The sequence below is a fragment of the Enterobacter mori LMG 25706 genome, assembly GCF_000211415.1.
In the GTDB taxonomy this organism is placed as follows: Bacteria; Pseudomonadota; Gammaproteobacteria; order Enterobacterales; family Enterobacteriaceae; genus Enterobacter; species Enterobacter mori.
Genome location: NZ_GL890774.1, coordinates 568643 through 581725 on the forward strand (window position 1 = coordinate 568643; position 13083 = coordinate 581725).

9 protein-coding genes and 5 pseudogenes are annotated in these 13083 nt (G+C 46.2%); 7 read left to right on the plus strand and 7 right to left on the minus strand.

Translation table 11 applies throughout. The annotated features are described in order from the left end of the window. Positions 1 to 162: 162 nt before the first annotated feature. The 3 genes and pseudogenes from ENTMO_RS26905 to ENTMO_RS0104575 form a co-directional block, all read right to left on the minus strand. Positions 163 to 276: pseudogene (locus ENTMO_RS26905) on the minus strand (hypothetical protein); the annotation flags it as partial. A gap of 34 nt (positions 277 to 310) precedes the next feature. After that, the gene (locus ENTMO_RS25700; protein ID WP_410779683.1) at positions 311 to 577 is read right to left on the minus strand and encodes a PTS lactose/cellobiose transporter subunit IIA; all 267 of its coding nucleotides are present in this window, start codon (positions 575 to 577) and stop codon (positions 311 to 313) included. 118 nt (positions 578 to 695) lie between these two features. After that, positions 696 to 1088 (minus strand): annotated as a pseudogene (locus tag ENTMO_RS0104575) (PTS transporter subunit EIIC); the annotation flags it as partial. 448 nt (positions 1089 to 1536) lie between these two features. On the opposite strand from ENTMO_RS0104575, the pseudogene tnpA reads away from it, so the two are divergent. From tnpA to ENTMO_RS25705, 3 genes and pseudogenes are all read left to right on the plus strand, one after another. Then, a pseudogene (tnpA, locus tag ENTMO_RS25040) lies at positions 1537 to 1949 on the plus strand (IS200/IS605 family transposase). Between the two features lie 195 nt (positions 1950 to 2144). Continuing rightward, positions 2145 to 2363, plus strand: a complete 219-nt coding sequence (locus tag ENTMO_RS26910) for an Arm DNA-binding domain-containing protein (protein ID WP_071985403.1) — start codon at positions 2145 to 2147, stop codon at positions 2361 to 2363. Then, positions 2308 to 2772 (plus strand): annotated as a pseudogene (locus tag ENTMO_RS25705) (tyrosine-type recombinase/integrase); the annotation flags it as partial. The gene ENTMO_RS26910 and the pseudogene ENTMO_RS25705, both read left to right, overlap by 56 nt. 46 nt (positions 2773 to 2818) lie before the next feature. On the opposite strand, the gene ENTMO_RS0104585 reads toward ENTMO_RS25705, so the two are convergent. Both ENTMO_RS0104585 and ENTMO_RS23790 read right to left on the minus strand, forming a co-directional pair. Then, on the minus strand, positions 2819 to 3742 hold the full coding sequence (locus tag ENTMO_RS0104585; protein ID WP_010427658.1) for a glutathione S-transferase family protein: 924 nt from the start codon (positions 3740 to 3742) through the stop codon (positions 2819 to 2821). A gap of 56 nt (positions 3743 to 3798) precedes the next feature. Beyond that, positions 3799 to 4362 carry a TetR/AcrR family transcriptional regulator gene (locus ENTMO_RS23790; protein ID WP_010427659.1) on the minus strand — a complete coding sequence of 188 codons (564 nt, stop codon included), beginning with the start codon at positions 4360 to 4362 and terminating at the stop codon, positions 3799 to 3801. A gap of 407 nt (positions 4363 to 4769) precedes the next feature. Here ENTMO_RS23790 and ENTMO_RS26080 point away from each other — a divergent pair, with 407 nt between their 5' ends. After that, the gene (locus ENTMO_RS26080) at positions 4770 to 5387 is read left to right on the plus strand and encodes a hypothetical protein (RefSeq protein WP_157133704.1); all 618 of its coding nucleotides are present in this window, start codon (positions 4770 to 4772) and stop codon (positions 5385 to 5387) included. A 212-nt stretch (positions 5388 to 5599) separates the two neighbouring features. Beyond that, a pseudogene (locus ENTMO_RS26915) lies at positions 5600 to 5724 on the plus strand (IS4 family transposase); the annotation flags it as partial. Between the two features lie 531 nt (positions 5725 to 6255). Here ENTMO_RS26915 and ENTMO_RS0104605 read toward each other — a convergent pair. Next, positions 6256 to 9342: an efflux RND transporter permease subunit gene (locus tag ENTMO_RS0104605; RefSeq protein ID WP_010427663.1), complete on the minus strand. Its 3087-nt coding sequence runs from the start codon at positions 9340 to 9342 to the stop codon at positions 6256 to 6258. After that, a complete protein-coding gene (locus ENTMO_RS0104610) occupies positions 9339 to 10481 on the minus strand; it encodes an efflux RND transporter periplasmic adaptor subunit (RefSeq protein ID WP_041951362.1) in 1143 nt (380 codons plus the stop codon). The genes ENTMO_RS0104605 and ENTMO_RS0104610 overlap by 4 nt, the downstream gene beginning before the upstream one ends. Positions 10482 to 11157: 676 nt before the next feature. Here ENTMO_RS0104610 and ENTMO_RS0104615 point away from each other — a divergent pair. Together ENTMO_RS0104615 and ENTMO_RS0104620 are read left to right on the plus strand one after the other, a co-directional pair. Beyond that, positions 11158 to 11868, plus strand: coding sequence for a response regulator (locus ENTMO_RS0104615; protein ID WP_029484969.1), 711 nt, complete (start codon positions 11158 to 11160; stop codon positions 11866 to 11868). A gap of 5 nt (positions 11869 to 11873) precedes the next feature. Then, a complete protein-coding gene (locus tag ENTMO_RS0104620; RefSeq protein ID WP_010427666.1) occupies positions 11874 to 12920 on the plus strand; it encodes an ATP-binding protein in 1047 nt (348 codons plus the stop codon). Positions 12921 to 13083: the final 163 nt, after the last annotated feature.

The window sequence follows — 13083 nt, forward strand, 5'->3', positions numbered from 1 at the left end:
ATCTAAATACAGGTAATGATATCCTTCACAACATTGTGATTTTATTAAAGAAGATAAAAGATAAAATAAATCAACGTATGTTTGCTTACAGGCATTCATTCGTAATAATTATTTCTGGCTGGAAATAAAATGATAAACTGACCCAGAAGAACCGCGCTATTACTTACCCGCAATCACACCATCGGTAATCTCGCGGTCCACACCATGAGCGCCCTCGGTAAACATATCCATGATGCTCAGGCCTTTACCTCCTTCATCCCAGCCACCTTCATTCAGGTGGGCAGCAACTGCTCCACCCCATAAAAATTAGTTAGCAATTTGTCAGACATAATCCTTTCTTTTTGAGCGAGCGATTAACAATCATCCGACAACTTCCGGGTTTTACTAAGTCCTGCACCTCTCGGTGCAGCAAGAAAAATTCCTTCACCAGTTCGCGGCATAATATGGCATTAATCAGATGATCTTGGGCATGAACAAAGATTAATATGACTGGCATTTTACCGCAGCCTTCATCAGTACCGATTAGTGTGGTCTGAATCTTGCGCGCATTACGCGCTGCAGTGCTGGCCTGCTCCAGACAGGCAAGAGCTGTTTACGTGCATCCTGCAGAGCTTGGATCGCCGAAAAGCGGGCTTCTCCTGTATAGATAATTAATTCCCATCATCGTACTCTCCATTTCCAGCATATCTACTATTTCATCTCCTCTGCCTTGGGGGCTCATTTGCCATTTCAGCTTCTTGTTCCAGTAGCTGGCGCTCATACATTTTGAAGAATGGATAGTAAATCAGGGAGGACAAGCCGATCAGTCCCCCCACCAGCACCACCGCTCGCCAGTCCCAGCCGGTTGACCATGCCGCACCTACCGGCCCCGGAGTAGTCCAGGGAGCCAGCGAGACCACATGGTTAATAAGATTGGTACGCGTTGCAATCCAGGCTATTACCGCGTTAATTAACGGCGTGGTGATAAACGGGATAAATAACAACGGATTCATTACCACCGGTGAGCCGAAAATAATCGGTTCATTAATATTAAACATGCTGGGAACAAAGCCAAGACGACCGATGGAACGTAAATGGGCAGAACGTTTTGCAATTATCACAAATACTCGAAGGAAAGGAAGTTGAAGCGTTGCCACTAATGTCCGGGGTGTTAATGCTTCGCCAGTCAGTCATTGCCGGGCCTTTCCCATCCCTTTAATTCAGATTAAATAATTGCGAGGAACAGTTCGAGCACTTTGAGGGAACTTTTTCTCCCATATGTGGTGATTTGTTGTCACCGCATGAAACGAGGTGAGCTTCGTCAACGAAACATCTAAGATAATTTGGGGGAAGTGGAAACATAACAGTCCCCCTCGAATGACAGGTTGTGAAATTACTTAAATAAAATCCGGCGCAACAACCCCGGATTTTATTGCCTATAAACTCCCTGCCAGTCTGGGAGTTCCGTAAAGCTTTCAGCTTTGGGCCAGTTATTCACCCCCCTTATGAATTGTTAAAATACCTTGCGATTTGGCAATTGCAAGAGTCAAACAAGAAATCAACAGGGTTCCCTATGGGGGGAAAAAGAGCTTAGCGTGCACCCGATGGAACTATAAATATCACATAGTTTTTGCTCTGAAATACCGGAGACAGGCGTTCTATGGAGAGAAACGTAGGTCAATAGGTAGCATCCTGAGAAAGTTATGTGAGTGGAAAAACGTACGAATTCTGGAAGCGGAATGCTGCGCAGTTTATATCCGCATGCTTGTGGAGATCCCGCCGAAAATGAGAGTGTCGGGCTTTATAGGATATCTGAAGAGAAAAGTAGACTGATGCTTTTTATGAGCAGTTTGGTGATCTGAAGTCCAAATACAGAAACAGGGAGGTCTGGGAGTTACTACATGGATACACTGGGTAAGAACACGGCGAAGATACAGGAATACATAAAACACCAGCCTGAAGAGGTTTAAATGGGAGAGCAGTTATCGATCTCTTATCCGGGCACCACTATTCTTTTTTATGCTTGTTTATGAATCCCTATGTTTTGCAATTCAATAAGTTGGCGTAAAAAGTCTTTCTGATAGGTTTTGATTTATCCCTTCGTATCCGGAGAATTTGGGGTCAGATTGAGGGTCATTCAGTTCGACAACTGGAGTGACCCTCACATGTTAACTGACAGCAAAATCCGCTCAGCAAAACCTCTCGCAAAATCATACAAACTCACCGACTCGCAAGGCCTGTACTTAGTGGTATCGACCAGCAGCGCTAAGCTGTGGTATTTCCGCTATCGCCTCAATGGTAAAGAAAGCCGTCTGGCCTTTGGCCCCTCCGCTGTCACGACAGGCGGTGGCTCTGCTGAAACAAATTCAGGCGATTTCCGGTGAATCGGTCTTCGTTTTTCCGGGCGCACATACCCTGAACAAGCCGATGAGTGAAAACACCATCAACAAGGCGCTACGCGTGATTGGCTACAATACCAAAACCGAAGTCTGCGGCCACGGTTTCAGGGCAATGGCCTGTAGCGCCCTGAATGAGTCCGGACGCTGGTCAAGGGATGCCATTGAGCGACAGATGAGCCATAAAGAGCGCAACGGTGTTCGGGCTGCCTATGTGCACAAAGCGGAGCATCTGGAAGCCAGAATCGAAATGATGCAGTGGTGGTCCGATTATCTTGATAGGTGTAGAAAAGTCTACGTCCCCCCGTATATTTGGAGAGAATATAAAATATTTAAATATTGGATACACAAAATTCCGAGTAGAAAAATCGGCATTTTGTGTGATTTTACATATTAAAAAAATCAAAAACTAGCCATATCCATAGAGTTATAATCTATAGCTGTTAATTAATTTGGGAAACCCGAAAACCTATGCGAGGGAAGTGAACAACCACCGTTCCAACAATCGCGTCATCCCGTTCAATGGCTACTTCATGTGTTGTGAGGATAGCCAAACGTCCCGTCACCGGTTCACGGCCATAGTCGTCTGGAGTGACAGTTACTGTATCCCCCTCAACCAAGTCAAGGGCATCTGTGCGATCAACTCTTCGCTGCGGATCCGGCATTGAGATACGTGCGATTTCGTGCGCTTCATCTGATGTAATCTCAGTACGTTTGCCACTCCCGATGGACTGAACCCTATTAAGCCATCCATTAAGATTGAAAAATGCCGCTAATACAGGCCCCACGCTTGGTACGTGAGCCAGTACCGTTTCAATTTCCACATAAGCTTGAAAATCGACTAAACCAGGTTCGTCTCCAAGCAAGAAATGTCTGCCATCGGAGAGCTGTTGTTCGACCAAATCTACATGTGCACGCAACTGCGTGGTCAAATGTGGAATATCCTGCTCCAGCTGGTCGACCGGCATAAAATCACCGAAATAGGCTTTTCGATCCCGCATCAAATTCTCAGGGAACTGATGAATATTATTACCTATCGACAAGCCCGAACTGGCAATGTGTAGGTCGCGGTCACTCCAGGATGAAAGAGCAATTGCAAGCCCTCGGTTTCCTCCGGGGAAAATAGTTGGTGTCGGGAAACGTCTTTCAAGCTCAACTGCAATAAGGCGAGAATCACAATATATATCTGCTCCTATTTGCATTACCGGGGTTTTACGATATCCACCGGTCAACGCGGTAAGCCTGGGTTTAGGCATAATCAGCTCTGCTTCTACTGACTGCCATTCCAGGCGCTTTAAGCCAAAGATTAGACGCAGCTTTTTCGCAAACGGCGAAGCATCAAAATGATGAAGGATAATATCGGACATAGACTCACCTGTTTACAGATAAAAGAAATGATTATTCAGCGGCCCATCCCGACGGGTCAGGCGCGCACCGCTTGCCAAAAGGCTTGCCACCCTAATCTGCGCCACACAGGGGCTTCCTGGGGGCTATCCTGGCAATGATTGATGACCATATCGGCGATTGAGTCGATTAGTTGTCCTATAAACTCTTCAGGCTGTGGGCGTACTACATTTTGTACAATGCCAGCACGCACGATATATCTAAAATCCTCAAACATCTCCCATGAAGCCACTCTGGTTTCATCCAGCAGCTTGTCCCAAGAGTTGAGATACCGCGCAACCCTATATTTTTTGGGGGAAGTCATTCCCCAATCAATATAGGCATGCCAAAAATGCCTGAGTTCGCTCTCCACCGAACCAGTTAAATCTATAGAGACCATATCTCTAAATTCGCTCTTGATACAAAGATAGAGCTGATTGAAAAGGTGCTCTTTCGTTGAGAAATAAACAAACAATGTCCCGTCCCCAATTCCAGCCATTCGGGCGATTTTGGCGGTTGGCGCGGAGAGGCCCAATTCTGAAACAGCTTCAAGGGCTGCATCCAGGATCGCGTTACGTTTTACTTCGCTCAAAGGTCGAGCCATAACTGCCTCTTTAAATGAGTGACTAGGCGGTCATTTTATGTTAACTAAGATGACTAAGCAAGACCTGGATTGTCATTCCGTGCTATCGCCTACAGCAGGTCAGCGGTCAAAAGAAGCTGAATGTTGCTGCATCGTACCGAATTGCAAACCTGGGTTTGGGCATCGCACCGATGCCAAGATCGTGAGGTTCTGTAGTCAGAGTTGCGCTGAGTATCATGTTCTCATGCTTATTCCAAAATATAAATGCTCGCCGGTCCAACAAAAACGATACATACCCTACATTCATCAGGATACATTGAATAATCATCTGAAAATAATGGCGAAATAGAAAATCTTATTTCATGAAGGAGATTTCTCATGCCAATTAAAATAATAAATACGGTGAATACGATACAACACCAGACTGGATGACTATACAAGAAGCGGTTAAACTTGCAAACAAAACAATGAAAGAAAAAATAAAAGATAGCGACATATATCGCAATGCATTACATGGCTCCATATCTCTTTCAATATACTTTCAGCCTCCTTTTATAATGAGAAAAATAAAATTATCAAATGAAAAATCAATACTAAAACCTATCGAAGACTCGTTGCTATCTCGACTCTGTTTTCTTGACAAAAAATCTTTTCTTGATGGCCTAGGGTTAATGCTTAGCACTGAGGGAAAGTATCTCTATGCCACACATCAAATTATTGACAAAAAGTTAATTGGATATGAGCACGTTCTTATCCAGAGATTACTCGCGAATTCCCTGAAAATACACAAACCAATTATTGGAATATATGCCATTAACTATGGCATTACTGTATCTGTATCTGTATCTGTATCTGTATCTGTATTCGGGGAAATTTCCCAGATCTTTTCTAAAATGGAATGGATTGAGAGAATACAACAACAAATTAAAAGGCTTCCAGATAGTTTTTCATCCATGATAGCGGCTCAAATCCCTTCCCAAAATTGGAATGATTATTGTTCTAAAGAATTTTTTCCTCTTTATGACGTAACACAAACTCCAGTTTAGGGACATAGAAGGCACCTTCACCGGGATTTACCGACCATTGTAACCCCTGCGCCTCCAGAGAGGCTGAGAGCGCGTTTTCCAGCCGATCCCAGTCGGCGTCGCTTCCCATGCGCTTTTCAGGACGGGTGGATAACTTGATTGCGACCTCTTCAAATCCAAACTGCTTATAAATATCAAGCACCAGCTGAAGGATACTTTTACACTCCCCCTCTATCTCATATCTGACATTAGCGGAGAATGTCCTTCGACACTCCCCGCTAATTTTAAAACGAACGGTGTTGAGCACCGTTCTTAATCACCTCGCCAGAACCTACCGAAGTTGGTGCTGATTTATTAGCGCTGATTTATGGGGATCCCTCAGCAGCCTAGCCGGGAGTTTTCGATAGGCAAATAAAGCCACCCCTGTTTGCTGAGCACAGCCAGTAACAGTAATTGTTAAAGCAGCAACGATAACAAGCTTATTAACAATTTACCTTTTGATAGTAAATAGCAATAATGAAAATCAACAATGGCACTTTACGGATGGTAATAGCACTTACCAAAGTAAGCATTATTACTTCTGGTGTGAGATTTTTACAAAAATCAAGGTAGTGACATCCATAATGTAACGCCACTACCTATCATTATATTAAAAAATCAAGGCAACATATGTGGGGCAAGTACAGGTCCGGGACCAGGAGGGCCTGGTGGGCCAGGAACACAAGCTGTCGCGCCAAGACATAGTAACATTATTGCCAACCACAGTTTAATTCTAATTAAACGGCTAAACTTTTTGAAAAAATTAATCTTCAATCTTTTCATTCTTAACCTCTCATTATTTTAAATCAAAAATGAACAATGGGATTCCCTTGAGTTTTCTTTTAAAAACTCAGGGTGAACTCTTTTGGGGGGCATCAAAACCCAATACTACTCTTGTACTTTTCCTTATCCACTGCAGAAAATCATCGACATAAGTGAATACAACCGGGACAACAACGAGGCTCAGTATGGTTGATGTTAACAATCCACCAATGACTACAATGGCCATTGGTTGACGAAAACTCGGTTCAGCGCCCAGCCCCAGTGCATTCGGCATCATACCTGCACCCATCGCAATGGTTGTCATTACTACAGGACGTGCACGTTTGTTGCATGCATCAATCAACGCTTCCAGCCTGTTCATGCCATGGCGTCTTGCCACAATTGCATATTCGACAAGCAGAATTGAGTTTTTTGTCACGATCCCCATTAACATCAGTACGCCAATAACAACCGACATTGAGAAGGATTGACCTGTCATCCACAAAGCTACAATGGCACCAGCTAGCGCTAACGGTAAGGCAGAGAGAATGGTCGCTGGTTGCATAAAATCGTGAAATAAGACAACTAATACCGCATAGATGCAGAATATCCCGACAACCATCGCCAGGCCAAAGCTTTCAAATAGCTCGCTCATCCTCTGGGCTTCACCCTGATCAATCCGTTTTACACCCGCAGGCAAGTGTTTCATCGCAGCCAGTGACAGGGCTTCACGCTGTACATCTCCAATCGCGCGTCCATTGAGTTCGACCCTCAGCGTAACATTGCGTGAACGGTCAATCCGGTCTATCTGAGAGGGGGCGCTTCCCATTGATATGTCAGCTACAGACCCCAGAGTGCCAGGGCCATTATGTCCCTGGATGCGGAGTTGAGAGATGGCATCAAGGTCGCTACGTAATGCCGGATCCATCCGCACGCGGATATTTATTTGGCGTTCGGGCAGGTTGAGTTTAGGCAAAGATGTAGAATAGTCTCCATAAGTAGCAAAGCGAACAGCGTCCGCCAGCGCTTCAGAAGTCACGCCAAGCATTGCCGCTCGGGCATAGTCTGGTCTTACCTGGACTTCCGGACGTTGCAACGCAGCGCTGGATGTCACATTGCCAATTCCTTTGAGTGTACGTAGCTGCGCTTCGACTTTTGCCGCCGTAAGCATTAACAAATCTGACTCATCACCGGTAAGCGTCAGCTCAAATTTATTGCCATTCTCACTTCCGCCTACGGAGACACGTACGCCAGGTAACGATCGCAGTACTTCCCTCATTCGTGCTTCAACAGCAGACTGTTTCGACTTTCGCTCCCCACGAGAAACCAGCTCAACCGTCAATGTTGCGCTGGTAACATCAGCCATGGTGGATGCATCGGGTCCTCCGCCGGTGTTGGCCGTTCCCACTGAGGCGAATACACCTTTAACCTCCGGTAATTCAGCTAACATTTTGGCGGCTTGCCGGGCGGCCTCCGCGGTATCCTCAAGCGTAGAACCCTGAGCGAGCTGCAATGATATAGAACTTTGTGATTTATCCTGTGCAGGTATAAAAGCCGTTGAGATGAAAGGTATCAATGCCATTGCCAGCGCGAAGAAAACCATGCTAGCGCCCACCGTGGTTTTACGTTTGCGCAGTGCCGCCTTAGCCAGGTTGAGATATTTCGTCATCAGTGGTCTGTTAGCATCACTCTGATCGCATTCAGGATGACCGGGCTTCATCATGTAGGCTGCCATCATGGGGGTCAATAATCGAGCAACTAATAGTGACGCCAGAACAGCGACTGATGCTGTTACACCAAACTGGCGGAAAAACTGGCCAGCGATGCCGCTCATAAAGGCTGTTGGGAGAAACACTGCAACCAGGGTAAGCGTCGTTGCTATCACTGCCAGACCAATTTCATCTGCCGCTTCCATCGCAGCCTGATAGGGTGTTTTTCCCATCCGGAGGTGACGTTCTATATTTTCGATCTCAACGATAGCATCGTCGACCAAAATACCCACGACCAACGCCAGCGACAGCAGCGTAACCATATTGAGTGAATAGCCTGCCAACCACATATAGGCGAAGGTTGGAATAATTGACAGGGGAAGAGCGACCGCAGCAATAAGTGTTGCACGCCAGTCTCTCAGGAACAGCCAGACAACAATAACAGCTAAAAATGCCCCTTCGATCAGGAGTAGCATAGAACCACTGTAGTTGTCCTCAACCGGGTTTACGCTATTGCTCACCTCTTTGATATGAACATTTTTTGGGGCCAAATCCAAAACGCTGGCGCGTACTTTTTGAGCCACATCGACATCTGAAAACCCCCGTGAACGAGTCACTTTGAAACCAACAACCGGTTTCCCATTGTGCAGCGCATAACTGATGGGATCTGCATGACCATCGGTTATTCTGGCTATCTGATCCAGTCTTACCCAGCGACCATCCGATAATGAAACCGTGATACCAGAGAGTTCGGCGACGGTTCCAACTGTTGCAATCGTGCGAGCAGACTGACGCTGACCACCGATATCGCCTTGACCTCCCGAACTTTCCTTTTGCACAGCTTTGAGTCGGTTAGAAACATCCGAAGGCGTGACCCCAATCCCACTCATCAGCACCGGATCCAGCTCAACCAGCACCTCACGATCCACACCGCCAACGCGTTCAACAGAGGCTACGCCGTCGACAGACATCAGTCTTTTAGTGATCTGATTATCGATAAGCCAGGAGAGTTCCTGCTCATCCAGCTTATTCGACTCAACGATATAGGTTAATAAGGATGACGCGGCTGCAGTTTGCTTCGAAACGGTTGGTTCATTCATACTTGCGGGTAAATCAGAACGCGCGCTGTCCACAGCGTTACGTACTTCATTAACGGCAACTTCACTGTCTTTATCAATTTTGAAAGTCACGATAATACTTACCGTGCCATCAGTAATGGTAGTGGTAATATGATCCAGTAACACTAATGAGGTGAGCTTATCTTCAATTTTACGTGCAACTTCAGTTTCGAGCTGAGAGGGCGCAGCGCCTTCCAGCGTCGCTGAGATCTGCACTGTAGGCAAATCCATGTCAGGGAAATCCTGGATCTGCAGTTTGCTGAAACCAATCAGACCGAAAATCATCAATAATATAAACAATAATATTGATGGAACCGGGTTGCGAATCGACCAGGAGGAAATGTTCATTGAACGCTATCCTGTTGCTTTGCCTTACCCGAGGAGATATATCCGGACGAGACGGTCACTTTTGCCCCTTCAGACAAGAAGGCGCCTCCCTCAGCAACAACCTGTTCTGTCTGCGAAAGACCGGATTTCACCTCTATCCGTTCTCCAATTCGCCTGCCTGTCGTCACCATCCGACTGACCACCCGACTGTCGTTGTTGAGCAGCCAAATATATGAACGGCCATCACGCAGCACAATGGCAGTTTGCGGTAAAGTAAGGGCGACACGTTCACCCAATTCAATATTCCCGCTGACAAACATGCCGACATGCGCTGAGGAGTTCGGTTTTAATGACACATAAACAACAGCGCGTCCTGTGTCTTCATTTAATACGGGACCGACAAGACGAACGACTCCCTCGACCTGTTCCCCGTCTGGTAGCCGGATATCTGCACGCTGCCCTTTATGGACAGAAGAGAGCTGACGGGCGTCGACTTCCGGTTTCCATTCCAGCTTTCCTTGCCGGATTAAGCGATAAAGCTCAGTGCCTGTTGATACAACATCCCCAAGAATTCCCGATTTTGATGCGACCACCGCATCATCTGTGGCGAAGATCTTTGTCTGAGACAATTTCAGATTGGCACTGTCCAGGTCCGCCTGCGCTGAAAGTAATGATGCGGATGCTGTTGCTTCGTTGATGCGATACTCTTCTATCTGTTGATCCGAAAATGCGCCACTGCGACTGATTGCTTTTGCTCTTCGATTGTTTGAACGAGCCTGTTCCAGAGATGCCCTCGCCCGAGCGACCGTTGCTTGCTGTTTGCGGACTTCTGCTTGTACGCTCTCGTTCGACAACTGGACAAGCAAATCACCGCGTTTCACCTGCGCCCCCACCTCTATGCTCAGTTGAGCAATACGTAACCCTCCCGTTTCTGGACTGACAATCATGTCTTCCCATGCTTTAATCGGGCCATTGACCAAGAGAGATTCAGGCCAGCGTTGAAAGCTCGGTTTTACTGCCTGAACGGTGAGCACTCCGGCATCCTCCTGTTCCTTCTCTGCTTTCTCGGAAGAGTCCTGACGGCAACCAGCAACCGCCATAAAGGTAAGCGATAGAACGAGCAATAATGTTCTTCTTAGATAACTGTTCAAAATGCACATGTATCTACCTGCTACCACTAAAATCTTTTCGGAATTCTGATAAGCTTCAGGGCTGTTCCCCCCCTCGCAACCCGTCCTCAAGTGCCTGATAAAGGGCGACCAGCTACTCTGTATAGTTATCAGCGGCTTTTGCGAAATACGGAACCCGGGCATCATGTCTGTCCTCAACGGGAACACCCACTCCGGGCTGGATAGCCTCCACTTTTCGACGAACCTTGCCGAACAAATCGCCTTCCCATGCAGCATCAAAGGCGAAAGAACGGCTCGTCACTCCCCCCCTGAAATTGGTGTTGGAAAGCCGTTGAAGTATGGAACCAGTCCAGAAAGAGGACTACTCCGAGATCCAAGACGAAATATTTACCCGCACGCGTTCAATACCGGTACGGGCAGTTGCCCGGCCCTTCCCATCTCAGGAACACTGTACTCTGGCGTTCTCTGGCCCTGCCTTCGTGGATGCGGACAACATTGAGTAATGGCAATATTCCTGTCGGACACTTGAGGAATGTCAATTGGGTGTTCCTAGTGAAAATTTTCAGTAGCGTGATATTACGTCGATTAAATGTTAAGCGCCGTCCAGAAGTGTTAAGCAGGGTAAAAAATCATCGAAGTTGCTGCACGGATCTTTTTAAAGTGCCAAACTAACGTTAATTCAGACTGGAATGTTATGAGAACCCGCATGGCAAGTGTTCTGTTAATTGATGACGATATTGAGTTAACGGCCATGTTAGTGAAATACCTCCTTCATGAGGGATTCCTTGTTACGGCTGTCCATGATGGAGAGTCCGGCGTCACTGAAGCGATGTCTGACGAGTACTCGATTGTTGTACTTGACATCATGATGCCACGCCAGTCTGGTCTTGATGTACTTCAAAGCATACGACAAAAAAGTGCAGTGCCGGTTCTTATGCTGACAGCACGCGGTGATGATGTGGACAAAATTACCGGCTTAAACCTAGGCGCTGATGATTATGTTTCTAAGCCTTGTACTCCTGCCGAACTTGTTGCACGCATTCGTGCCATTTTACGGCGAATAAACTCCACAAACATGACACATGGTTCTGATTCATCTGGCATTGTTACTTCAGAGGAACTGAAAGTTGGTCCGCTATATCTTTGGCCTGGTAGTCGAAGCGCCCAATGGAAAGGACAACTGCTTGAACTTACCGGGACCGAATTTAATCTACTGGAAGTTTTAGTCCGCCATGCTGGCCAGCTTGTTAGTAAGCAGAGTATTTCTTTGGAAGCGTTTAATCGACCTTTGGCACGTTTTGATCGGCGTATAGATGTGCATATCAGTTCGATTCGTCAAAAGCTTGGCAGTCGAGTCGATGGTCAGCCCTGGATCCAAAGTGTCCGCGGCCTTGGTTATCAGTTTTTGAAGGATTAATACTTATGATGTGTCATCCTGGAAGATTATTTTGGAAGCTGTCGTTAGCTCTCTTTTTGTGCATGTTGCTGACAGTTGCCAGCGCCGTAGCTTATATATTATTAACGGGCTCAGTTAGCCCAACAATCCCTCAGGGCGCTGCTGCCATTGGGCCAATCCCTGTGTTGCCTATGATATCGGGTTTATTTGCTGTCATCATTACTGGGTTTACATGTGCCTGGTATTTTTCACGACCTATACAGCGATTAAGTCGGGCATTAGCCCAGGTTGCAAATGGTCATTTTGATACCAGGGTTGTTCCTCTTATGGGGGGACGACGAGACGAACTAGCCGACTTAGGGCACGACTTTGACCAGATGGTCGAACAATTACAAAAAGCGGTCGAGTCTCAACGCGTATTATTCCATGATATTTCCCATGAGCTCCGTTCGCCATTAGCACGAATGCAAGCTGCAATTGGCCTTTCTCGTCAAGACCATGAGTGCTCGCAAGAAATGTTAAGCCGAATAGAAATAGAGAGTATGCGTCTTGATGCAATGATCGATGAACTACTCACCTTACATAGCCTCGGGGATAAAGCCGTTGTCGAAAAGAGAGATCGCATTGACTTGATCGAACTATTACAGGCGATTATTGATGATGCTGACTTTGAAGCTCGTGGGAAGAAGCGAAAAGTTATTTTTCACACCGCAACGGAAAAATTTATTGCAGAAGTTCAGGGTGAATTGATTTACCGCGCTTTCGAGAACGTTATTCGTAACGCGGTCAAATACACCGCTCAACACGATGTCGTTGAAGTATGTTCCTACATAGAAAATAACTCCATGCTCGTAGTCTCCATTTCTGACCGCGGACCTGGTGTGGCACCAGAATTACAAGATAAAATATTTGAACCCTTCTTCAGGATAAATGGTTCCTTAGTAGGACGAGGGGCAGGTTTAGGTTTGGCAATTGCAAAAAGAGCCGTTACGGCGCACGGAGGGAATATATCTGCGAATAATAGAAAAGCTGGCGGCCTTAAAATAATAATAACAATACCAATGACTTATTAACAACCTGGCGAGTAATTTAATATTTTCACGGAAATAAGGTCGCATTCATGTTCCAATTGCATTAAGAGCGAGTTATTTGGGGGTGCATAATTAAATGAAAACATTAAACACTCATAACCACATAGTCATATGTCAATGCTGTGACCATATATGTGAAATTCCA